Genomic DNA, 22,270 nt, shown 5'->3' on the forward strand with positions numbered 1-22,270 from the left:
GCTCTATTGCCATGTACATACAGGACATCACTTTCATGGTTGTACTCCCGGCATCACCGCCTTGAGATCCTGACTAATGGATTTCATCACTTTTATTACTTTATCGGCATATTGAGGATCGGTTGCATAGCCTGCATCCTGAAGTGCTCGAATAAACTCATTTGGACTCGCCGCCTTCTTCATCGCGTCCTGGTATCTTGGACCTTCCGATACGAAAGAGACAAAATCATCGAAGCTCTGCTTAATATCGTCATAGACTCTGAAGTCGGCTTTTTGCTGAACGGCAACCCCTTGCTCAAATTCAAGAGTACTGACCATAGCCTTACTTCCCTGCCAACGTTTATCCGCCTTGATATTGAACAGGTTGTTACTGGAATCTCCGCCCGCACGTTTTACCATCTTCTGTCCCCAACCTGTCTCTAATGCAGACTGTGCGATAAGCACTTCAGGTTTGGTTCCTAATTTGGCTGCGGCTTTTTCAGCATGAGGGTACAGCTTGGCAACAAAATCTTCAGGGCCACTAAATGTCATTCCCGTCTTTGTCACTTCAGACGGCAAAGACTTGCCAGTTAAGATGCTTTCAAGCGGACTCTTTGGTTGAGCGTCAACAAGCTGACTGTCCGCTGATATATTAATCTGGCTAGTTTCAGGTTTGACCGCACGACTCATCACCATACTCTGAGCCATTCCCAGAGCCCCTCCGCCCTGTTCAATATCACCACGAAGCACTGATGCCGGAGTGACCTTACTGGTTTCCGGCGAAAGTTGCTGAACCATAAGATCTGCCAGTCCCAACATGCCTTTATCTGACAGATTCACAGACATCTGTTGATCGTGCATCTGCTCATAAAACTTGGTGTACTGACTATTCATGGGGCTATCAGATTCAAATACCGCATTGGCATCACGCATACTTTTCATCAGCATCTGAACAAATATCCCCTCAAACTGCTGGGCCACCTCTTTAAGCGCCGACTTATCATCTTTCTGGGCCTTAGATCTAAGGGAGTCCAGACCTCCGATATCCAAAAAATGAGATGAGTTCGACAGCTTTTCCATAAATGTTCCAAGAGTTCCGACAATATTCAGACGATAGTATCTCTACTCTGCAAACTGCGTACCAATTCAGCAAACAACTGGTATTTATTCGGAATAGTTCGAAAATATAGGGAGGGAAAGGTATTGAAGTAAAGCTATCGAAGAGAGTTCAGATAGGAAACTGAACTCTCTTATTTCGGGGGCTGACAAGAGTCAGATAATGATCAGCTCACCATGCAGAGCACCGGCCACTTTTAGCGCTTCAAGAATCGCTAGCACATCGGAAGGCGCTGCGCCTACAAGGTTGACGGCCCTGACCAGCTCATCTAGTGAGGTGCCCGGGTCAAACATAAACATGCGACTATCTTCTTCGCTGGCATCGATAGTACTGTTTGAAGTCACGACCGTTCGACCACCCGCCAGCGGATTAGGTTGTGAAACCTGGGTCGCTTCGGCGATGGTGACTGTAAGACCACCATGGGTGACAGCCGCTGGTAGTAAGCGAACATCTTTACCCACAACTATGGTACCGGTACGGGAGTTCACTATCACTTTCGCAGACTCAGACGCCGGCTCTACTTCAATATTCTCAAGGGTAGCAAGAAAAGAGACCCGCTGAGAGACATCTCTTGGAGCACTAACCTGCACAGACGCTGCATCGAGCGGCCTTGCCATTCCCGGACCGAGCAGTTCGTTGATGGCATCGGCTAAGCGCTTGGCCGTTGAAAAATCGGCACGACGCAGGTTAAAGGTTAAGTGATCCCCAGTGGAGAAAGGAGTTGTTACCGTTCTCTCCACCATGGCTCCATTTGGAATACGTCCAACGGTTGGAGTGTTTTGAATGACTTTTGAGCCATCGAGCCCCTCTGCGCTGAAGCCACTAACCACCATGCTTCCCTGAGCAATGGCATAAACGTTACCGTCGACCCCCTTCATAAAAGTTTGCAGTAACATGCCCCCTCGCAAACTCTTAGCCTCACCCAAGCTGGATACGGTAACGTCAAGAGTTTGACCCGGCTTAATAAAAGCTGGCATTACGGCACTGACAGCCACAACTGCAACATTCTTAATTTTCGGCCTGAAATTATCGGGTAGATTAATGCCGAAGTTTTTAAGCATGGTTTTGAATGTTTGTTCTGTATAGCGGGTCTTCTCACCCGTACCGGGCAGACCAACAACCAAACCATAACCGATTAACTGGTTACTTCGCACACCTTGAACATTAGCGATATCTTTGATTCGTTGAGCCTGGCTAGTGCCGCAAACAAGCAGTAAAAGGAATATAGAAAATAACTTAATTTTCATAATAATGACTCCTAGAAAGGCCACCAGCTGCCCATAAAGAATGAGCTCAACCAGCCCACTTTTTGAACTTCGGCAAATGTACCTGTACCACTATATTGAATACGGGCATTAGCGACACGCTGAGAGTCGATAGTATTGTCCGGTCTGATATCCTGAGAGCGAACAATACCGGTAATTCGAACAAACTCATCGCCGTTATTGATGCTTATCCACTTCTCTCCGCGAATAACTAGGTTACCGTTATTCAGCACCTGCATCACATTGGCAGAGATACTGCCTGATAGACTGTTACTCTGATCCGCATCGGACTCGCGCTTGGTATTCATGCTGTCGCTATACCTGAGGTCGATAGGCTGACCACCTATGGTGATGTTGCCACCGCCAGCATAAACCGGGTCTAAAGTTAAATCGGTGCCTTTCTTTATTTCATTAGCAGCACTCTTCTTAGCCTGTGTCGACTCCATCAACATCACAGTGATTATGTCACCGACCTTAAGTGCCTTGATATCTGAGTAAAGGCTGGATGCCTGACTGTCCTGATACATTGAACCTGTCGCGGCTATCTTAGTCGGTGGCGCTTCCGGATAGACAGGTGCGTAGTAGGGGTCGTCCGCAATCGGCTTCTCACCCGTTGAGCTACAGCCCGTCAGTACCGGTGAAAGTATAATGGTTGCAGCAAGCAAAACAGATAACTTACTCATAACTATGCCTCTACAGGTTCTGGTTCACGTAAGAGAGCATCTGGTCGACTGCCGATATCACTTTTGAGTTCATCTCATAGATACGCTGACTCTCAATCAGGTTAACTAACTCTTCGGTCACATTTACATTGGACGTTTCCAACGCGCCCTGGCGTATTGCCCCCATACCATCGAGTGATGCGGTGCCCTGAATAGGTGTGCCGCTGGCTCCGGTTTCCGTGTACAGGTTTTGCCCCATGGGATCCAGACCACTTGGATTAATAAAATCGGTCATGCTCAGCTGGCCAACCACCTGACTCTCTGCAGTGCCAGGTGTTTTTACTGACACTTCACCTTCGGCCGACACGGTTATACCTGTGGCATTTTCCGGAATGGTGATCGCCGGTTGAACCACATAACCCGAACCTGGTGTCACTATCTGTCCGGTGTCGTCAAGCGTAAACTGACCATTGCGGGTGTAAGCGGCGGTGCCATCGGGAAGCTGAACTTCGAAGAATCCAGGTCCTTCGACCATAAGATCCATCGAGTTATCGGTTGTAAGCATATTGCCCTGAGTAAATACCTTCTGCGTGGCGACAACTTTGGTACCCGCACCGATATTTAAACCATTTGGCAGCTTAGTATTGGAAGCGCTCACGCCTCCAGCCTGATTAACCGTTTGATATAAAAGGTCTTCGAAGACGGCTCGACTCTTTTTGTAACCAACAGTGCTTGCGTTAGCAACATTGTTAGAAATCACCGAGATATCTGTTTGCTGAGCGTCTAACCCAGTCTTACTTATCCATAACGCGGGATGCATAATTTTGACTCCTAACTAACACGCATTAATGAAGAGGAGGCTTTATCCATCTCTTCGGCTGTTTTCATCATTTTGACTTGCATCTCAAATTGACGCTGTATATCGATGAGGTTAACCATCTCATCGACGGCATTGACGTTACTGCCTTCTACCGCGCCACTTTCGACGGCAACAAAAGGGTCTGCGGGTGCATTTTCTCCCGACATCAATCTAAACAGGCCATCTGAGCCCCTCATCATATTTTGATTACCCGGATTGACGAGCTTGATGCGACCCACCTCTTCAATCACTTCTGCCGTAGCGCCCTGGGGCCTGACAGAGATGATACCATCCTGAGCAATCTCAATTTTTTCGATAGGCAGTGGCAAAACGATGGGGCCGGCATCCCCCATCACCGGATTACCGCGATCGTTACGAAGCAGGCCTGTGGTGTCGAAACTCAAACTCCCCGAGCGGGTGTAAGCTTCTCCGCCATCATCTCCCTGTACAGCAATCCAACCGTCGCCTTTAACGGCAATATCTAGATCTCTGCCCGTGGTTTTAATGGGACCGGATGCAAAGTTTGCCGACGGACTCTCAGTCATGGCGAACACACGTGTGGGTAAACCCTCACCAAAAGCCTGCATGGAACGCGCCTGCTCCATATCGGCTTTAAAGCCGTCGGTATTGGCATTTGCCAGGTTATTTGCACGAACCGCCAGCGAGTTCATATTCTGCTTTGCGCCGCTCATAGCGACGTAGAGTAACTTGTCCACCAGCGCCTCCGTCAATCTTTCTGCTATTACTATCTATAAAATAATAAAAGCAAACATCATGCCAGATTGTTCAAGTTGTTTTGAGTTGAGAATTAAGAGGGATAACAATTTGAAAGGAAATTTTAAAATATTCAGTGGAAGGGAAAGCGGCAAGGCGTTGCCGCTGGCAACGCCTTCATCATCGACGAGTACAAGTTACCTGATCTGTAACACTGTCTGCTGCAGGGTATTATTCACCTCGAGCGTTCTCGAGTTAGCCTGGAAGTTTCGCTGAGCCGAGATAAGGTCAACAAGTTCCGTAGTCAAATCGACATTTGACTGCTCCAGTGCCGATGAACGAACACTACCGAAGGTACCGCTGTTTGCCTCACCGGCGAGGGCTGCACCTGAATCCAAACTCGCTTTCCACGAGGTATTACCTACCTGTGTCAGACCCTGTTCGTTAGCAAAACGGGCTAATGCTACCCTTGCCAGCGCGACAGTTGCACCGTTACTGTAACTGGCGTTGATCAGACCATCGGCGCCAACCTCAACATTGGTCAGTCGGCCAACCGTAGTACCATCCTGGGTTAACTCAGTTACTTCGAAAGTTGATGCATACTGAGTCGGATTATCAAAGTCGATAGTCAGGGTTTGTGAACCGTCGGTACCAGGGCCAAGAACATCAGCGCCAGCAGTGCCTAAGGTCTCTGTCACTATCGTTGCCGGATCTGTCGATGTATGAGAGCCTAACTCATTGAACTTAACGACCGCTCCCTTCCAACCACCAGCTGTAACAGCGGGGACATTGAGTGTATCCGCCGCACCATCGCCCGTTGTATCTCGATCATAAACACCGGCTGGGCCCGCTAAGTCCACCTGTTTGCCATCGACAGCATAGAAGGCGACCCAGTTGCTCTCTCCGTTATAGGCTGCATCCGGTGGACGAACGAAGTAAGTTGTCATCACGTGCGGCTCACCCAACGAGTCATACATGGTCACCGCGGTAGAGTTGTTATAGGTATCACGGTCTGTCGGATCGAACAGCGCAGGATCATAGGTCGGATCACCGGCATTGAGGTTCATCTGTATGCCGACGTTCTCAGTTTTCTTCGGGCTACCTGCGGTGTCAGGAATTCTGACAGGCTTAGTCTCAGTTAAGCTGACAGAGGTCGAGTTACCGTCTTTATCCACCTCGAAGGTCTGCAAAAAATTCCCCTGAGAGTCAACTAGGTAACTATTGGCATCGACTTTGAACGCACCGGCTCGTGTATAGCTCAGGTCTTGAGAGCTAAAACCCGATGAGGTCACAAAGAAGCCTCCGCCATTGATTGCCATATCCAGTGCATTATTGGTAAATTGCAGACTTCCCTGATGGAACTGCTGGGCCACGTGACTGGTTGTTGCACCGCCACCCACGCCAGTCTTACTGTTAGCAAAAATTGAGTTTGCATACACATCTGCAAATTCGGCTCTCGACTCTTTGAAGCCGATACTATTGACGTTAGCAATGTTATTTGCCGTGGTATTCAGATCTTTCTGCGCTGCAGCGATACCACTCAATGCGATGTTAAAAGACATAATTCACCTCAATTTTGATTCATTACTGCTGGCTACTTATCTATTCACCCACAGTCTACTAGTTAACTGCTTACCTGACGTAAATGGAGCAAATATTGCGCCAGGTATAAAATCTTTACCTACTTAAATGACCTAGGTTTCTGCATCAACAATCGGTTTATTTCCGCCGCCAGATTCAGCAACGGCCAGTACATCACCAAGCTTAATACCGCCCACACCACGCAAATTAAGAATCGAGCCGGTACTCGCAGTTCCCAGAGAGACACTCGTTACATGGGCATAGGTTGAAACAGGAAGTTCTTCACTCGAACCATCGATGCGGCCACTGGCTTTAATGGAATAATTACCCGAAGCCACCGGCTCACCATTGGCGCCCAATCCATCCCAACTTACATCGATATTTCCCCCGGCGCTGCCATCGATGGTGAAGGATTTAACAAGCTGCCCCTTATCATCTTCGACTCGCACCGTAATTGTATCGATCGCTTCCGGAGTACTGATAATGCCATTAATAGAAGGGTCTTCCGCTGAAATATAGCCAGTATCCGAGGGGATAAGTACCTTTTGACCAACTAAACCAGAAGCTTGCAGTGCCTGACTCGAGGTCATTACGGAGTTCAAATTAACAATCTCATCGTTGAGGTTCTTAATGCCATCAACGGTCGAGAATGAAGCCATCTGTGAGATCATTTGATCATTGTCTACAGGCTTAAAGGGGTCCTGCATTGAAAGTTGTTGACTCAACAATGAGAAGAAATCTTCTTGAGTTAGCTCTTGACTATTAGGCTCCGGAATTGATGACTCTTCGGGTAATCGAATACTATCGATAAAGGGATTTCCCGTCGTGGTATCCGCTGTCGATTGTGTAGTTGCAGCTTCTGCGGCCGAAGAGGTCGCCTGCTGCGCTGGTGCCACAGATGTTTGAGTCTGACCAGCTATAGATTGAGCACCTGCACTACTAAGTGGGTTAATGAGGCTCACGTGTTACCTCCTGCTATTTGCCAATTCTTAAAGTTTGTTGAAGCATGGATTTTGCAGCTTCAGCAACCTGTACATTCATTTGATACGAACGCGAAGCTGAGATCATGTTAGCCATCTCCTCCATCACGTTTACATTAGGTTTGTAGATAAACCCGTCACCATCGGCCATTGGGTGATCGGGGGAGTATTCTTTTTGCAAGGGAGCATCACTTTCAACTATGCCTTTAACGGCAACCGATTGAGAAGATTGCTGCTGATGATTAGCCTTGGCCATCTCAGCCTCGAAAATCGGATGACGGGCACGATAAGTTTCCTCGACGCTGCTGGAGACGGCATCGGCATTGGCAATGTTACTCGCCGTGGTATTCAATCTGACCGATTGAGCCGACATTCCTGAGCCTGAAACATTGAAGATATTAAATAAGCTCATAATTATTCTCCTCGCAGTGCCTTCTTAAGGCCAGAAAACTTGCTGTCTAAAAAACCTAGAGACATCTGGTATTCCAGTGCATTTTGCATAAACTCTGACTGTTCTTGTTGGATATCGACAGTATTGCCATCACCTGTATCAGGCTGGTTTGGCACTCTATAAGCCGTATTTTGTCCGGACAAGGCTGTCAGGTCGAAGTGCTTAGCATCTGTTTGACTCATTCCTAATCCACCCTGACGGCTGGTTGCCGCCTGCATCGCCTTATCGAAATCAAGATCCCGTGCTTTGTAGTGAGGAGTGTCGGCATTTGCGATATTCGAAGAGATGATTTCGGCACGTTGAGAACGGATCCCCAATGTATATTGGTGAACACCCAATGCTTTATCAAAGTTAATCGCCATAAAATTGCCTCCTCAGCTCGATGCTAAAAACAAAGCAATAGTCGTGCCATAAAAAGCAAGGTGGGGTGAAAGACTCTATGGGAACGCTAATAAGCAGGCTACGAGATCGCTGGCAGGCTTACCAGGAGCAAAATGAAAGAATTTAAGGAAGACACTTGGTTGCCTTTTCCACTTTAGCGAATTGCCAACTTGTTGGCGTCTTACTATGAGCTTGCGAACGTCCCCATAGGCGAAGCCGTCTAGTAAGGTACGCTGTGCCGTCCTGTTATTAAGTCTTCTTCTGGTGATATTTTGCGCATAGCCAACTTGTTGGCGTCTGATAGTGAGCTTGCGAGCGTCCCATAGGCGAAGCCGTCTATAAGGCACGCAGTGCCGTCCTGTTGTTAAGTCTTCTTCTGGTAATAGATACCCAGGTTACAGCGAACCATATCAAATTCTTCGCAACTTTTTAAAACAGGCGTAGGATTTAGCACCGACAATTGACTCAGAAGCACCAAGAAAAAGGATACCTTTCGGATTTAAAACGGCCAAGGGGTGGCAGCCATAATAGCTTAGGTTTCAGGTGATAACAGAACAGCATATAATCATTTCACTGTTTCGAATAGCCAACTTGTTGGCGTCTGGTAGTGAGCTGGCGAGCGTCCCCATAGGCGAAGCCGTCTATAAGGCACGCTGTGCCGTCCTGTTGTTAAGTCTTCTTCTGGTAATAGATACCTGGATTACAGCGAACCATGTCAAATTCTTCGCTCTTGCTAAGTTAGCACTGGCAATTGACTCAGAAGCACCGAGAAAAAGGATACCTTTCGGGTTCAAATCGGCCAAGGGACGGCAGCCATAATAGCTTAGGTTTCAGGTGGTAACAGAACAGCATATAATCTTTTCACTGTTTCGAATAGCCAACTTGTTGGCGTCTAGTAGTGAGCTGGCGAGCGTCCCCATAGGCGAAGCCGTCTATAAGGCACGCTGTGCCGTCCTGTTGTTAAGTCTTCTTCTGGTAATAGATGCCTGGGTTACAACGAACCATGTCAAATTCTTCCGTCAAACCGGCAATTGACTCAGAAGCACCGAGAAAAAGGATACCTTTCGGGTTTAAAGCGGCAGCAAATTGCCGCAAAATTTTTGCCTTTGCCTCAGGGGCAAAATAGATGAGTACGTTGCGGCAGAAAATAATGTCAAATTTGCCTAATAAGGTATAACTTTCGAGCAAATTATGTGCTCTGAAGTTCACAAACCGTTTTACATTATCTTTGATAACCATAGTTCCGGCATCAGTCGCAGTAAAAAAATTACGTTTTCGCTCTTCTGATAAGCCTCGCCCTAAAGCTAAGTTATCATACTCAGCATTTTTACATCGCTCCAACATTGAGGGAGAGAGATCGGTTGCCAAAATTGACGCGCTGCCAGGCAGGGTCCCTGGTTTTTTCTGTTGATACTCAAGAATCGTCATCGCCAAAGAATAAGGTTCCTGGCCTGATGAACAAGCGGCAGACCAAATTTTCAGTGGTCGCCCAAGGCGTGAGTACTCAGGCAATAAAGTGTTAGAGAGTAACTCGAAAGGATATCTGTCCCTGAACCATAAGGTTTCATTCGTTGTCATCGCATCGATAACAGAAGCCCTAAGTTGGCGCTCGCTCGGCTTCATCGAATGTTTAACAACTTCGGATAGTGAGGGAAGATTATACTTCCCCATCAAAGGTGCTAAGCGACTTCGTACTAAATACTGCTTATTATCGCCCAGCACAATTCCACTGTGTTGTTCCAGAAATAGTCTAAATTGTGTGTACTCATTTTCAGCAAGTGATTTATTCGGCACCTTGATATCCTAATATCAATAAAACAGGCTATAAGAGTGTTACATTTACTAGTATAGAGCGCAGCGTTATACATGAGCCAGATAAAAGAAACAAGCTTAATATCAAGTCACTGCACTCCATAAAGAGTCATTATAGACTCAAATGCTTGTTCACTGCTGCAGCAAGTTCATCTGGGTTAAATTTTGCAATAAAATCATTAGCTCCAACTTTCTGAACCATAGCCTGATTAAATACGCCGCTCAATGATGTGTGCAATACCACTTTAATATCTTTTAACTTAGGGTTATCCCTTATCTCTGCAGTTAAAGTGTAGCCGTCCATTTCAGGCATCTCAATATCTGAAATGATCAATGGGATTTCAGTCGCTACATTATCCATCTCTGCAGCAATTTTGTTGAGCTTTTCGAGCGCATCCCGACCATCGATAGCCGTATCAATTTGTAAGCCCAGTGACGAGAGAGCCCTGATGATCTGCTTACGAGCAACGGCCGAGTCATCAATAACCATAATATGGAAATGCTCTTCCCGGTCTATGGTTATGGCTTCATCGGTCTCTTGACTAATTTCTGTTTTAACCGGAGAAATCTCATCGAGAATTTTTTCAACATCGAGGATTTCGACTAACTCTCCCTCAATTTCTGTTACCGCCGTCAGATAAGAATACCTGCCGGCCCCCTGTGGAGGAGGCAAAATAGCCTCCCAATTCATGTTGATGATCCGCTCCACAGAGCTAACCAAAAATCCCTGCACACTACGGTTATATTCCGCGATAATGATGAAACAACCTTCGGTATTTTCGATAGGACGACCACCCGTTGCTGCACTCAAGTCTATGACTGAGATGGTATTACCACGAATATGAGCCACACCTCTCACAGTGTTATTTAATTTAGGCAAGCTGGTAAGAGGCGGGCATTGCAATACCTCTTTGACTTTAAATACGTTGATACCGAACCTTTGACGACCGTTTAGCTTAAATAGTAAAAGCTCTAAACGGTTTTGCCCGACTAACTGCGTGCGTTTATTCACTGACTCAAGAATGTTTGACATAGTACTCTTGCCTTGTCGACTTTTGGATGCTCACCCATTACCCACTATCTAATGAGTATAGGCATACTAATTGCTTTATAAAATACATCTCACAACCTGACCATATAATTGTCAAGTTTCTGACACCTTCTCTCACAAGATGAGAAGTACAAAGTTCCGGTCACTAAGAAAGTATAGGTGTAATCTAGCTAATCAAGCTAGTCTATTCATTATGAAAGTAAAATATGTGGTCTATTTAATCATTTTATTCCAATCAACACATGCTTTTAGCTCACAAGAAGCAAGTGTTCCTTCTCTATCGACCATTTCGAACTTAGCTATAGCCGTTATCGAAGAAAAAATTACCGTTGCGGAGCATGCCAAAGTCAAAATTACGCCCCAAAGTCTGGACTCCAGGTTGAAGCCACCTTTGTGCCTGCCACCCGTTAAAGCAGAATTAGCGACCAATAGGGCTATCAAACGGAATAATACGGTAAAAATAAGCTGTAATAGCCCACAACTTCAGTACCCTTGGCAAATATTTCTGTCCGTGAGGGTCGATGTGCTCTATCCGGTTGTCGTTTCGGTAGAAACTTTGGGACCAGATGACTTGATATCCAGTGGTGATGTTGCTATTCAATATGTAGAGCAAACCAGTTTGCGGGGACAACAGTTTGATAAAATAGACGATGTACTCGGAACACGGGTAAAAAGAAGAATTCCTCCCAACCAGCCTATCTTCGTCAATAATCTCTGCTTTGTATGTAAAGGAGATACGGTCTCAATTTATGCCCGTTCAAAAAATTTCGAAATAAAAACAGTGGGAGAAGCACTGCGTGATGGCAATTTAGGTGATAGAATTCGTATTAAGAACAGTTATTCCAATAAAAGTCTAGATGCGAGAGTCACAGGTGTAGGCGAAGTTGAAGTGAGGATGTGATCTCAACTTAAGCAACATCAAGATTAGAAAAAAAATAACTAAAGCTCTGCTGAGCACTGCCGATATACGTGTATGTTCTTCCATTTTTTGATTGCTGGAGCCTAAGATGGCTATTGATATTAAACAAGTAAATACCTCTGCACACACTAATGTGGGTAAAGCTAAAGCTAACGCCGATGTTGCCAAAAGTGGTAGCCAGGCGAGTCAGGGAGCTGCTACGGCTTCAACGAGCGCGCCACCAAAGAGTGATTCAGTATCTATCACCTCTCAGGCACAGCAACTACAAAGTACTCAGGCAAAGTTGGCCAATATTCCGGAAGTTGACCAGGGTAAAGTTCAAGAGATAAAGCTCGCCATTGCGGAAGGACGTTATAAAATCGATCCAGAAAAACTCGCAACCAATATCGCTCAGTTCGAAAATGAACTAAAGGATCTCAATTAATACAGCTATGAGTCAGATAACTAACATCATCGAGCTACAGTATAAGCTGCTTGAAGAGCTGAAAGTAACGATAACACAAGAGAAAAGTGCATTAGTCGAACAGAGTGCAGAACTTTTACTCTCATTGGCCACAACCAAAGCCAAGTTACTCGACGACCTGAAAATGAACGATGAGTTGTTAGCCTCACACTCAGAACTATCTTTGCTAACCAGTGATAGCGTATTGTCAGAAAAAGTAAATTCTGCCAAGAAACTGCTTGCCGAATGCCAACAACTGAACATTGAAAATACCAGTTTAATCGAACTGAACATTGCTAGCGTCAAGCGTTTTTCACAAGCACTTCAAGTCAGCAGAAATGCCTCCAGCCTCACCTATAACGGTAAGGGTAAGACCTCGACCATATCGACATTGGGCAATAACCTAAAAGCGTAATAACTTAAAGCAGCGGCGTGCTAAATATAATGCTAAGAAAGCTCCGAGTCGCGAGCCAAAAGCAAAGACCCGCCCCCTTAAATCCTGGTTCCTAGTTCCTAGTTCCTAACTCGAAACTCATCTCGAAGCCAAAGTAAGTACTTTGCTCGTCACCCCTGAGAAGACTGGAGCATAGAGCATAGAGCCTTTAGCTTTGTTCTTTTATTTTGTTCTTTTATGAGTGGCAAGATAATTAAGAGTCACTGTTCGGTGATACTCCAAACATCACTCGACACTTCCACTGACCCACAGGGATATGGAAAATGTCTTTAAAGCGTATGGAACCTGGAGGTCAGCTACCCGCTCAAAGCGTTGCGGGTATGACGGAGGTAAGAAGCTAGTAACTTATAGCCCGTAGCCCGTAGCTCATGGCTATTTCAAAAATAGGTGATCTCTTTTATCTTTTGCGGCCTGTTTTGTTGTTGATAAAGCGCCCATACCTGAGCGAAATCTAGCTCGAGTTCTGTCACATAGTGATCACCGGCTGGATAGCTTTTTACCACTTTTGCACCACGTATGACTCCGGTAACCGATGCTTGAATACTATCATCGGTTAACATCCAATCATCGACCTTACTCGAAGCTGAGAGCTGTTGGCCATATACCTGCTCGGCTAACTCCCTGTAGGCGGCAATCTTTGACGCTTGCATCGCCATTAATACTTTCTGTGACTGAGCCTCTGCGGGTTGAGTATCCAAGGGGGCATAACCTATTGCAGTCAGCTTAGGAAAACTCTCCGGCTCCTGTGTTTCCCACTCGATATACCTGTCTTTAGATGAACAGCCAGTAATTAACACTACAATCAACATCAGCCAAATTTTCATTTTGTGTCACCTTTCACTTGAAGCTCTTGCATACCAATACCGCTATCTCGATATAACAGCCCCTCTTGAGAGACCACTTTTTCAGAATACTTCAGATAACCGGGAAGATCATTGACGGAAAAACTCCCCTGAGATGCGGATACGACACGATGATTGGTTACATTGACAATCCTTGAGTTAACTACGACTCCCAAAGTATTAAGGCTCATGGTTGACACAAGAACGTGCTCGACGGCGATCCCCGAAGGCAGTTGCTTCCAATCTCGGGTTAGTAAAAAATCCCCTTCTGGAGTAACCCTCATATTATCACCGACATTGATATCGACCAGGCTAAATTGATTATCATGCAGTGCAGAGATAAAGCCTTGCTGGAGCTGAAGACCTATAGCATTTGTCCGCTTAAGATCTTCCAATAACACTGGTGTAGCGACAAGGAGTGGCTGATTTGATCTCAGTTCATCATTTTGTCTTACCAACTCATTCACTATCTGTTGAGACATATGATTAATTGCCGAACTCTGCGGCAACTGATTGCCGTCTGAGAGCTGGCTATTAGAGAGTCCATCTTCACCATTTGTACTAGCGCAGGCACTTAAGATAAACGTAGTTAGTAGTACTATTGCTTTGTGCATCATATTCCCATTTCCCCTATTCATCGCTAATTGGTATATAGCGAGAACAGGCGCCCTATTCAATACATTCGGTACCAGGCCAAATCTCTATACAGCTAAACTCTATATAGCAAAAAAACGATTACGACTAAAAATAAAGCAACTATCAAGCCATAAAGACATTTATGAGAATGAATCATTGAATTGAATTTTCGTATTATGAGCTTATCGGCATTTTAAAGTAGAACTTTATCCGAATCATTCAAATCACCTTAGTTTCCATATAGTACAAGCAAAACTCGTGAACCGATATATTTGTTCGCCCTTCTCTGGCATATTTATTGCTTCATTACACCTGATGGGTAATTGAGTATATCTAGTGTCAGAATTGCGACATCAAAGGACAATCAGGGCTATTGCCAAACGCCATTACAACATTTTTCATTCGGTCTGAATTTTACCGAACATCATAGAAAGTGGAACGTTACATGAAATATCTCGCAGCTTTATTTTTGTTTTCAATATTTTTATACCCCAATATTTCGAGTGCTGCTTGGGTTGTAGTTAAGGGCGAAGCGAATATAGTTAACGGTAATGTCCCCAAAGCCCGGGAGGATGCCATTCATCAGGCCCTCACCTATGCCACCCTTAACAGTGGTGCCAAGTTTACCAGCACTAAACAGGTCAAGAATGGCCAGCTTGTCGAAGATAGCTTTTCAATTCAAAATCAATCGCAAGCGGCCAAGGTCGAGTTAGTTAACGAACTGATAGAAAATGATAAGCTCACCGTCATGATCAGAGTCGATGTTGTCAGTTCTGACAGCAATGAGATGCAGTGTGACAGTCAGTCACTTAAAGCGGCAATATTAGTCCCGCAGTCACAAATTAAAGACAGAGCGCAGCTACGCTACGGTAATATCGGATTTTTTGAAAAAGCGCTATCTCAACGAATAGGAGATACAATAACTCAGAGCTCTCAAACCAGTTTTCCCCACATTCATGCCAATGAACGCTTGGACATAGAACAGGCATTAATCGATATTCGCGGATACCGTCTGCCCAGCTGGCTGAGTGAAATAACCGACAGCCAATATGTGTTACTGCCGGAAATCATCGATATCTCGACCGATCCTGCCGAGAGTCATATGCTTGGCCTGTGGAGCAGCGATCCGAACCGTCAATTTCAAATTCGTTTGGCACTCTATCATGGGATCAGTGGCGAGAAGATCTGGGGTGAAAGTTACAATGCATCCGCTCCGTGGGAGTTCGACCGTCAGGAAACCGTTCCCTCTAATCATCAAAGATTCTGGAAGTCGACCTACGGAAAAACCATCGACAAGGTTTTAGCTCAGGCCATTGAAGATATCGACACCAGTTTAAGCTGTCGGCCTATTCTGGGACAAGTCGTCGCCAAACAACATGACAGGCTAATAATTAACCTGGGCCGACGCCACGGAATACATGTGGGTGATTCATTCCAACTTATCCTGCAACAAAACTTTCCTGACCGATTTGATAAGATGAGAGCCGTTGCCGGAAAGAGCCGTGCAACGGTGAAAATAGATCAGGTCACCGAAGATACCGCCACCGCCGTATTAATCGGCCAAAAAGCATCCTTCAATGTGCAAATAAATGATATTGCGATAAAGATGTGATCATAAGTCTTTCGTGGGTGCTATCACATTGACTATAAGTAGCAAGTAAAGCTAGTTAGCGAAAGTAGCAAGTGTATGCACTCGTGGTGAGATGTTTCCCTCTTAGTTTTGAATAATAAACAAGCAACTAAATTTAAAGCCTTTTCATCCCTCTTTTCATCTGGAATAAAACCAGTATAATCACTGACGTCTCCCTATAGCTCAACAGGATAGAGCAGTCGCCTCCTAAGCGATCGATCGGGGTTCGAGTCCCTGTGGGGAGACCATAAGTGCCATGCGCTTATCCACGCTTTCATTAATTACCACTCTCCAACCCGCTCGCTACCTTCACTTTAATAGTGTCTAGTCAGTTTCTCCGAAGCCAAAACTTACTTGTCGTTTATTACTTGCAGCAGGCTTATGTGCTGATTCATCTGTGACACGGTGAATAGAAACCAAAGGTTTCTGTGCTTATGAACGAGAGGCATGGATGCCGAACTGGCTTTTAGGTATGGATACCTTTGTGGGTATATCCCTATAGCCTCGGCCGTGACATCTGATGTGAATGGATTCACAAATGCCGCGGTGACATGGATGTCATAGAGCGGCCTCGTCACGGACGGTCACAGCCGCATCTACACCGATAATTCAAAAGAAGATCATCTCTTCGATTTAGCTTTAAGGGCAGAAAAAACGGGACAGCCAAACCTTTTCAACTTTGAACGTGGCACGCTCACAGACTTATTTGACGAATAAATATGTATATCTTAAATATTATTGAACAATGTCGGTACCGTTCTCGGTGATAAATGATGATAATCAATATGGTAGTCCAAGTTACTTTGGCCATTTTTGTTCGTCAGTGCGTATACATCCAGTAATGTCATGTTTAGGGAGAGACAAGTATTTGCAAGCGAAAGGTTATAGTATGCAATGACATCTTTGAAGGTTTGCTGTTCACTCTCCGATAATAGCTCAATGCTTTGAGGGTATGGGGCTGGTACGCCGTAGAGAATAATCTCAATTTTAAAAGAGTCCGCAATATTTTTTAGTGCGTTGACATACTTCGGCACCATATCATCTATAACGTCCTTATAATCACTATTTGACTTTACGCTATAGGGGTAAATACCTTCGTCCGTTCGGCAATCGATCTCTCCAAATGCAATGACCACCTTGGAGCCTGGGGCAAGGTCTCGTAGTAATGAGACTAGGCTCACTTGGTACTTGTTTTCCTCCTCGGCGACAAAGTGGATGACCTTAGCGCCCATGATGAACAGAGAGTTTATCTCATAGTCTAGCTCTTTATATTTTATCGATGTACGGTTAGGCGCAAATCCATGACTTTCTGAGATGAAGTACATTTTTTCGGCGTCGTTGCCAAGGTTGTAACAATCTTTATATTCACCACTCTCATATATCGCTATTAAATTTTTAATGTAAGTATGAAATACAGTGATGTTTTTCAAAAATGTAGTCGGATTTTGAAATTGATAAACAACTTCACTCAGTTGTATTGCTTGCTTGGCTTCCTCTAGATGGTCAAATAAAAAATAGATGATCACCTTGCCGATGAGCAAAGCGCAGAGTTGTTGTTCTGAAAGCTGTTGGCTCTGTATACCAAGGTCGGCCACTTCAAGCGCATCTTGGTAGCGATGTTGGCTGAGGTGTAAGCTAAACAGTTGCCAATAGACATCTACTTGTGTTCTGCCACTCTTGTATTTATTCTCTACCTGAAGTGCCGTAAGGAATGTTTTAGCAGCATGGTCAAACTGGCCTCGATCAAAGTAAATCACACCTAGATGAAGATAGTAATCTGAATTGGTGGCGTCTTGCAGGATCGCTTTCTTGCAATAGCTTTCCGCTGATAAGTAGTCGCGCCTGCGGTGTAAGCAAATTGAGAGATTGTAGTTAGGCGCTGGCAGAAGTGGATCGAGATTAAGCGCTTTTTCAAAGTAGCGACTCGCTTCAATGAATTTTTCTTGGTCCAGATAAACATTGCCCAAGTTACTATGGAATGATGGCTGTTGGCTGTTAATCGCAATGGCTTTTTTAAATTCAACTATAGCCGTGTCAAATTCTCCAAGTGCATAGTAATTTAAAGCCATTAAGTGGATCGCATCTGCAAGCCTTGGTTTTTTATCAAGAATTTTTGTACACAGGGAGAGTGACTCAGCATACTCTGTTTGACGAAATAATGCCTCGGCTTTACCTATATTACTCTTTATACTCATTTTGAGCTTCCCCAAGAAAGTTCTATTTTGTTCAAGCTAACATATTAGAAAGCCGCCTAAGAATCAATGTCATAGCATGAGAAAAGAATGGACAGCCATACCTTTGTGGCGAAGATGAGCTGACAGGCCAAAGTTTCTAGCATAGGCGTGGTTGGATTGTCGATAAAGGTCAAAGCACTTTCGTCCGTTTATTGTATCGATACCTGCGCCTATGCAGTAATAAACAATCTCTATCATTTATTCCTTGAAATTGACACGGATAAAGTCAAGCCATTAAATCATAGTGAGATCGTTAGCCATCGTTGTAAGGCTCAAGGACCATGCTATGGCGACTAAATACATGAATGGGGGAAGTTAATTCAAGGTTAACGTTTTCTGCAAGGTGGTCTACTTGCCAAATGGCACGAGCACTTTTCCAGCATCTCTTGGTTTATGAGGTGCCTCAATGAAGATATAGCGCGTAAAAGGCTAATCGAGAAGATGAGTATAAGTTTTTTTGAGAAGGACGCTTTAAGTCACAAGCTCTACTCTATGAGCAAGCTCTGTTGGCGCACATGATTTTTGTTGATTTAAACCCTATCAGAGCAGGTATTGCAGATTCACTGCAAACCTCAGGCTTCAGTTAGATTCGAGCACGTTTAGCCGAATTAACACCTGTTGAAACATGCCCTTCTTTCGCAGATACAAGCCTTGTAACTTCAACTGAGGAACTATTCCTTCACCTCGCTCAATTTAATGGTTCAACTCACTTTGTGACTCAATCTGGGATCCCATTTCATTTTTGCGATTATCTCCTGGATAGCCTCAACCAAAGTGTTTCGTCGAAAATTATAGTCGTATTAGCGGTCATTGGGTTGCTATGTGTGAGTTCAAAAGGCAGCATCAAAGCGGCAAATAGTGTAAGGATAAAGCATATAGTAACGCCCTTCATCCACCGCAAGCTTAGTCCCGAGAAAACCATTATGGTTAGATTTGCAGGACACTTTAATAAGGTATGATCATCTCATTATTGAGGTGAATATGGTAACGAATACAACCAAGCAGCTCAGCCCGATTGTCTATCCAGTACTTCCCAACATTTAATGGCTATAGAGACTGGCAGTAATATTGATCTTTTTCGTTCTGTTTTCTCTCTTATTCAAGAAAATCCTCCTCACTCTATTTCTTTTGTTGTACTCACGCCTTTATAATACTGCAGCATATTTTAAGTTAGATATACAACGAGGTCCTGTGTCACACACCTATATTCCGCTCGAGCAATACAAACGTAAATGGATCTTTAACCATAAAGATCTGCCTGTGACCGAAGAAGATAAGGCGCAGATAAAGCCACTGGATCAGAAGGGTTCGATGGAAATATGGAAGAAGTGGATAAGCAATCGCAGCAATCTCTCTGAACAGTTTTCTAAAGGGGACTGGGCGGCTAAAGGTGACGTGTGGAGCGAACCGGATGATTGGCAGAGTGCCTGGGACAGCGAAGATCCTGCGCTTCCTGAGATGTTTGCCGAGTTCTTTGACTGGAAAGACGATGTAACTGTCTATTTTTGTTATGAGAAATATCAGGTGATCGAGACTCGATGGGATGTATTCGTTCGAAACTGGAAGTGTTTCCTCTTCTTTGATGACGGCCCACTGCTTATCTCACCAAAGCAGAAGCAAGCCGCTTTCATTCATCAAAATGGTCAGTACCAATTAGGCCAACGAGGCTAGCTCGTAGCTCGTAGCTCGTAGCTCGTAGCTCGTAGCTCGTAGCTCGTAGCTCGTAGCTCGTAGCTCGTAGCTCGTAGCTCGTAGCTCGTAGCTCGTAGCTCGTAGCTCGTCAGCATACTATCAAGAATAAAAATAAAAGAGGTTTTATGAAGTCCCTCACAAGCTTAGTATCCACCGGCTTATTGCTTGCAGGCGGTCTGTTACTTAGCGGCTCAGCCAGTGCCAAAGAGATATCGAGTGTTGACGTAGCCGAACATATTGCGATCGAGTCGACGCAGCTTCAGCTCAATGGTGCAGGCGTTCGCAGTAAGTTCTTTATCGACCTCTATGTCGGTAGCCTGTATCTGCCCTCAACCACTGATGATATCACCACAATTCTCGACGCTCCGACTTCGGCGGTTCGGTTAAACATCACCTCAGGTATGATCACCAGCGATAAGATGCGTGATGCAATCAATGATGGTTTCGAGGATGCGACCGATGGCAGCACGGCCGAAATTCAGACTGAAATAGACGCCTTCATGGCACTGTTCAGCGATGAGATTAAAGAGGGTGATCAATTTACACTCGCGACCGATAAAGCCTTAGGTGTAACCGCATATAAGAATGGTGAAGCACAGGCCACTATCGAAGGTGAAGCGTTCAGGCAGGCGCTATTACAAATCTGGCTCGGAGACAGTCCGGCTCAGGGCAGTCTAAAAAAAGCCATGCTTGGTAGATAGCTTAAGTTCATTTAGACTTTTACCGCTTAAAGCCTCAGATTAAACTATGATTTTAAACTAGTTTAACAACAAGCCAAGCCTGTGAAGAATCAAAAAAGGTATTAGTGATACTAATACCTTTATCTTTTCATTCTTGCCTGACATTTATTTAGAACTTATATTCGACCGCCAGCGCAAACGCACTTTGATTTTCTATCTCCTCAGCACGCTCTCCATTTTCGATTGGCGCCTCACTGAGCTCCAACTCTCCATTGAAGTAGTAACCCGCATAGGCATTGAAGGATAATGAACCATTAAGCTTCCAGCCTACCCGAAGAAAGCTTACCCACTCATCGATTTCAACGGTAACATCATCATCTTCAACCAAGAATCGTTGCGTACGCTTCGAACTGCCCAAGCCAAAGTCGATACTTGGATTCAATCGATAACTCAGCTCTAAACCAGCAGGACCTGTAAAACCAGCGGAAAATGGATTGCCTAACCGCCACGATTCATTTATCCGCCAATTAACTGCAAGGTATGGCACGGTTCTGACCTCAGAAATATCATTCAGATAAGCCACACCTACTCCCAATAAGTTACCATTATCAAATCGGTACATCGCGGATGCGACCACACCATAACTGGCTGCATCACTGACAGGCGCCGTATCGGCAGAGGCATATTGTAACTTTGGTGCCAACAGAAACATCCAATGTTTATCAGGACGGTAACTCACAGAGAGCCCGGCACTGTATCGTTGAACCTGTTGCCAGCTGCTGAGGTTACCATCGAATAGTGTAGAACCTCTGTTCCCCCAGTCGTAGTCAAGATCTGCGTAACCTAAGTTAACACCTAATGACCATTGGCGGTTCACAGAATACTTAGCTTTGGCATCGAATAGCCATGACTCCCTTTGAAGTGACTGCGGTCCACCACCAACATCGGCTTCGGCAGTACCGATCCTTGATGCGCTAATACTGAAAGGATAATGACCTTTTGGTCTATCAGCGAAAGCTTGAAACGAGTAGAGCAGAGATAAAAGAAGAGTAAGTAGTAATGAAGGCGCGCGTAAATCAAACCTGTTTCCCATGCTTACTCCTTAAGCTTTATTGTTTTATGCCCATCGTTCTAACGACCGATGGCAGAGTAACTTCTTTGAGCTCAAGAGATATCAAGTTTTAGACTAGCCTGAAAAATCACGACCAGTCTTTCTATCTTCCTCGATTAAAAGTTAGCAACCCTATAAGCCCTTAAAAACATTGCCACACACTCTTGAGTGTAACCAGACCGTCCTTCAATTAAATCGTCAATAGGAAGTCCCAGCTCCAGCTTCATTCGCATCTCACCAAACATCATCAAACAGAGTCGGACCGCACAATCACGAGGCTTGTCGAAACGGTATACCCCTTGTTTACCCACCTCTTCCAGATAACCAGATAACATATCGAGCAGATGCTGTGGACCGGCATCGAAAAACAGCGCAGAAATTTCAGGATGTGTTTCGGCTTGTGCAACACAAGCAGTAAACACGGTTATCGCCTCAGGACTCACAATCATAGTGCCGAAGTATTCACCAAAATTAGTCAGCGTCTTTTCCGGTTCACTGGCATCGCCAAACAGCTCATCGGTGAGTTGGCTGACAACACATTTAGACTTAATTGAGGCAATGAAAAGATCATCTTTACATCCAAAGTGCGAATACACGGTTTGTTTCGAGACGCCGGCCTTTCGGGCTACCTCATCCATACTTGTGTTAGGAAAACCATGCCCGCAAAAGAGCTCTATCGCAGCTTCGAGGATCTGCGCCCTTTTTTGTTCACTACGACTCAAGTTTAAACAGGAGAGTTCGGCGCTCATTATTCACCCTTTGGTAACACAACACTTAT

At 45.0% G+C, this 22,270-nt stretch carries 22 protein-coding genes, 1 tRNA gene and 1 pseudogene; 7 read left to right on the top strand and 17 right to left on the bottom strand.

Features of this window, described 5'->3' with window-relative positions; all coding sequences use genetic code 11:
- Positions 1–33: 33 nt before the first annotated feature.
- From flgJ to EKG39_RS09485, 12 genes and pseudogenes are all read right to left on the bottom strand, one after another.
- On the bottom strand, positions 34–1,059 hold the full coding sequence (gene flgJ, locus EKG39_RS09430; protein ID WP_126505497.1) for a flagellar assembly peptidoglycan hydrolase FlgJ: 1,026 nt from the start codon (positions 1,057–1,059) through the stop codon (positions 34–36).
- Between the two features lie 192 nt (positions 1,060–1,251).
- A complete protein-coding gene (locus tag EKG39_RS09435; RefSeq protein WP_126505498.1) occupies positions 1,252–2,343 on the bottom strand; it encodes a flagellar basal body P-ring protein FlgI in 1,092 nt (363 codons plus the stop codon).
- A gap of 11 nt (positions 2,344–2,354) precedes the next feature.
- Positions 2,355–3,044: a flagellar basal body L-ring protein FlgH gene (gene flgH / locus EKG39_RS09440; protein WP_126505499.1), complete on the bottom strand. Its 690-nt coding sequence runs from the start codon at positions 3,042–3,044 to the stop codon at positions 2,355–2,357.
- 10 nt (positions 3,045–3,054) lie between these two features.
- Entirely contained in the window at positions 3,055–3,843 is a 789-nt protein-coding gene (gene flgG, locus EKG39_RS09445; protein ID WP_126505500.1) for a flagellar basal-body rod protein FlgG, read from the bottom strand.
- Between the two features lie 11 nt (positions 3,844–3,854).
- Positions 3,855–4,598 carry a flagellar basal-body rod protein FlgF gene (gene flgF / locus EKG39_RS09450; protein ID WP_126505501.1) on the bottom strand — a complete coding sequence of 248 codons (744 nt, stop codon included), beginning with the start codon at positions 4,596–4,598 and terminating at the stop codon, positions 3,855–3,857.
- A gap of 195 nt (positions 4,599–4,793) precedes the next feature.
- A complete protein-coding gene (gene flgE / locus EKG39_RS09455; RefSeq protein WP_126505502.1) occupies positions 4,794–6,158 on the bottom strand; it encodes a flagellar hook protein FlgE in 1,365 nt (454 codons plus the stop codon).
- 132 nt (positions 6,159–6,290) lie between these two features.
- Positions 6,291–7,139, bottom strand: a complete 849-nt coding sequence (gene flgD / locus EKG39_RS09460) for a flagellar hook assembly protein FlgD (RefSeq protein ID WP_126505503.1) — start codon at positions 7,137–7,139, stop codon at positions 6,291–6,293.
- Positions 7,140–7,152: 13 nt separating this feature from the next.
- Positions 7,153–7,569 carry a flagellar basal body rod protein FlgC gene (gene flgC, locus EKG39_RS09465; protein WP_126505504.1) on the bottom strand — a complete coding sequence of 139 codons (417 nt, stop codon included), beginning with the start codon at positions 7,567–7,569 and terminating at the stop codon, positions 7,153–7,155.
- A gap of 2 nt (positions 7,570–7,571) precedes the next feature.
- Complete coding sequence (flgB, locus tag EKG39_RS09470) at positions 7,572–7,970, bottom strand: flagellar basal body rod protein FlgB (protein ID WP_126505505.1); 399 nt, start codon at positions 7,968–7,970, stop codon at positions 7,572–7,574.
- A 688-nt stretch (positions 7,971–8,658) separates the two neighbouring features.
- A pseudogene (locus EKG39_RS09475) lies at positions 8,659–8,789 on the bottom strand (chemotaxis protein CheR); the annotation flags it as partial.
- A 160-nt stretch (positions 8,790–8,949) separates the two neighbouring features.
- The gene (locus tag EKG39_RS09480) at positions 8,950–9,789 is read right to left on the bottom strand and encodes a CheR family methyltransferase (RefSeq protein ID WP_185817575.1); all 840 of its coding nucleotides are present in this window, start codon (positions 9,787–9,789) and stop codon (positions 8,950–8,952) included.
- Positions 9,790–9,913: 124 nt separating this feature from the next.
- Positions 9,914–10,834 carry a chemotaxis protein CheV gene (locus EKG39_RS09485; protein ID WP_126505507.1) on the bottom strand — a complete coding sequence of 307 codons (921 nt, stop codon included), beginning with the start codon at positions 10,832–10,834 and terminating at the stop codon, positions 9,914–9,916.
- 211 nt (positions 10,835–11,045) lie between these two features.
- Here EKG39_RS09485 and flgA point away from each other — a divergent pair, with 211 nt between their 5' ends.
- The 3 genes from flgA (at position 11,046) to flgN (ending at position 12,628) form a co-directional block, all read left to right on the top strand.
- Positions 11,046–11,753: a flagellar basal body P-ring formation chaperone FlgA gene (gene flgA / locus EKG39_RS09490; protein WP_126505508.1), complete on the top strand. Its 708-nt coding sequence runs from the start codon at positions 11,046–11,048 to the stop codon at positions 11,751–11,753.
- A gap of 106 nt (positions 11,754–11,859) precedes the next feature.
- Entirely contained in the window at positions 11,860–12,195 is a 336-nt protein-coding gene (gene flgM, locus EKG39_RS09495) for a flagellar biosynthesis anti-sigma factor FlgM (protein WP_126505509.1), read from the top strand.
- Positions 12,196–12,202: 7 nt separating this feature from the next.
- Positions 12,203–12,628 carry a flagellar protein FlgN gene (gene flgN, locus EKG39_RS09500; RefSeq protein ID WP_126505510.1) on the top strand — a complete coding sequence of 142 codons (426 nt, stop codon included), beginning with the start codon at positions 12,203–12,205 and terminating at the stop codon, positions 12,626–12,628.
- 416 nt (positions 12,629–13,044) lie between these two features.
- Here flgN and EKG39_RS09505 read toward each other — a convergent pair whose 3' ends face one another.
- Positions 13,045–13,491 (bottom strand): LPP20 family lipoprotein, encoded by a 447-nt coding sequence (locus EKG39_RS09505; protein ID WP_126505511.1) that lies wholly within the window; start codon positions 13,489–13,491, stop codon positions 13,045–13,047.
- On the bottom strand, positions 13,488–14,126 hold the full coding sequence (locus tag EKG39_RS09510; protein WP_342775520.1) for a FlgO family outer membrane protein: 639 nt from the start codon (positions 14,124–14,126) through the stop codon (positions 13,488–13,490). The genes EKG39_RS09505 and EKG39_RS09510 overlap by 4 nt, the downstream gene beginning before the upstream one ends.
- A 464-nt stretch (positions 14,127–14,590) precedes the next feature.
- Between EKG39_RS09510 and EKG39_RS09515 the strand changes: the two genes are divergently transcribed.
- On the top strand, positions 14,591–15,757 hold the full coding sequence (locus EKG39_RS09515; protein WP_126505512.1) for a flagellar assembly protein FlgT: 1,167 nt from the start codon (positions 14,591–14,593) through the stop codon (positions 15,755–15,757).
- Positions 15,758–15,947: 190 nt separating this feature from the next.
- A tRNA-Arg gene (locus EKG39_RS09520) sits at positions 15,948–16,023 on the top strand.
- 480 nt (positions 16,024–16,503) lie between these two features.
- On the opposite strand, the gene EKG39_RS09525 is transcribed toward EKG39_RS09520, so the two are convergent.
- A complete protein-coding gene (locus EKG39_RS09525; protein ID WP_126505513.1) occupies positions 16,504–17,970 on the bottom strand; it encodes a tetratricopeptide repeat protein in 1,467 nt (488 codons plus the stop codon).
- 1,230 nt (positions 17,971–19,200) lie between these two features.
- Between EKG39_RS09525 and EKG39_RS09535 the strand changes: the two genes are divergently transcribed.
- Both EKG39_RS09535 and EKG39_RS09540 read left to right on the top strand, forming a co-directional pair.
- Complete coding sequence (locus tag EKG39_RS09535) at positions 19,201–19,680, top strand: DUF2947 domain-containing protein (protein WP_126505514.1); 480 nt, start codon at positions 19,201–19,203, stop codon at positions 19,678–19,680.
- A 146-nt stretch (positions 19,681–19,826) separates the two neighbouring features.
- The gene (locus EKG39_RS09540) at positions 19,827–20,402 is read left to right on the top strand and encodes a chalcone isomerase family protein (protein ID WP_126505515.1); all 576 of its coding nucleotides are present in this window, start codon (positions 19,827–19,829) and stop codon (positions 20,400–20,402) included.
- Between the two features lie 148 nt (positions 20,403–20,550).
- Here the strand turns inward: EKG39_RS09540 and EKG39_RS09545 are convergent, their stop codons facing one another.
- Positions 20,551–21,474 carry a DUF6268 family outer membrane beta-barrel protein gene (locus EKG39_RS09545; protein ID WP_126505516.1) on the bottom strand — a complete coding sequence of 308 codons (924 nt, stop codon included), beginning with the start codon at positions 21,472–21,474 and terminating at the stop codon, positions 20,551–20,553.
- 134 nt (positions 21,475–21,608) lie between these two features.
- Positions 21,609–22,241, bottom strand: a complete 633-nt coding sequence (locus EKG39_RS09550) for a TetR/AcrR family transcriptional regulator (RefSeq protein ID WP_126505517.1) — start codon at positions 22,239–22,241, stop codon at positions 21,609–21,611.
- Between the last annotated feature and the right edge of the window lie 29 nt (positions 22,242–22,270).

This window comes from Shewanella atlantica (assembly GCF_003966265.1).
Taxonomy (GTDB): domain Bacteria; phylum Pseudomonadota; class Gammaproteobacteria; order Enterobacterales; family Shewanellaceae; genus Shewanella; species Shewanella atlantica.

Excerpts from the sequence above, each read along its gene's own strand:
- flgJ (WP_126505497.1), bottom strand. The coding sequence starts at position 1,059 with ATGGAAAAGCTGTCGAACTCATCTCATTTTTTGGATATCGGAGGTCTG.
- EKG39_RS09435 (WP_126505498.1), bottom strand. The coding sequence starts at position 2,343 with ATGAAAATTAAGTTATTTTCTATATTCCTTTTACTGCTTGTTTGCGGC.
- flgH (WP_126505499.1), bottom strand. The coding sequence starts at position 3,044 with ATGAGTAAGTTATCTGTTTTGCTTGCTGCAACCATTATACTTTCACCG.
- flgG (WP_126505500.1), bottom strand. The coding sequence starts at position 3,843 with ATGCATCCCGCGTTATGGATAAGTAAGACTGGGTTAGACGCTCAGCAA.
- flgE (WP_126505502.1), bottom strand. The coding sequence starts at position 6,158 with ATGTCTTTTAACATCGCATTGAGTGGTATCGCTGCAGCGCAGAAAGAT.
- flgC (WP_126505504.1), bottom strand. The coding sequence starts at position 7,569 with ATGAGCTTATTTAATATCTTCAATGTTTCAGGCTCAGGAATGTCGGCT.
- flgB (WP_126505505.1), bottom strand. The coding sequence starts at position 7,970 with ATGGCGATTAACTTTGATAAAGCATTGGGTGTTCACCAATATACATTG.
- EKG39_RS09485 (WP_126505507.1), bottom strand. The coding sequence starts at position 10,834 with ATGTCAAACATTCTTGAGTCAGTGAATAAACGCACGCAGTTAGTCGGG.
- flgA (WP_126505508.1), top strand. The coding sequence starts at position 11,046 with ATGAAAGTAAAATATGTGGTCTATTTAATCATTTTATTCCAATCAACA.
- flgM (WP_126505509.1), top strand. The coding sequence starts at position 11,860 with ATGGCTATTGATATTAAACAAGTAAATACCTCTGCACACACTAATGTG.
- flgN (WP_126505510.1), top strand. The coding sequence starts at position 12,203 with ATGAGTCAGATAACTAACATCATCGAGCTACAGTATAAGCTGCTTGAA.
- EKG39_RS09505 (WP_126505511.1), bottom strand. The coding sequence starts at position 13,491 with ATGAAAATTTGGCTGATGTTGATTGTAGTGTTAATTACTGGCTGTTCA.
- EKG39_RS09510 (WP_342775520.1), bottom strand. The coding sequence starts at position 14,126 with ATGATGCACAAAGCAATAGTACTACTAACTACGTTTATCTTAAGTGCC.
- EKG39_RS09515 (WP_126505512.1), top strand. The coding sequence starts at position 14,591 with ATGAAATATCTCGCAGCTTTATTTTTGTTTTCAATATTTTTATACCCC.
- EKG39_RS09525 (WP_126505513.1), bottom strand. The coding sequence starts at position 17,970 with ATGAGTATAAAGAGTAATATAGGTAAAGCCGAGGCATTATTTCGTCAA.
- EKG39_RS09540 (WP_126505515.1), top strand. The coding sequence starts at position 19,827 with ATGAAGTCCCTCACAAGCTTAGTATCCACCGGCTTATTGCTTGCAGGC.
- EKG39_RS09545 (WP_126505516.1), bottom strand. The coding sequence starts at position 21,474 with ATGGGAAACAGGTTTGATTTACGCGCGCCTTCATTACTACTTACTCTT.
- EKG39_RS09550 (WP_126505517.1), bottom strand. The coding sequence starts at position 22,241 with ATGAGCGCCGAACTCTCCTGTTTAAACTTGAGTCGTAGTGAACAAAAA.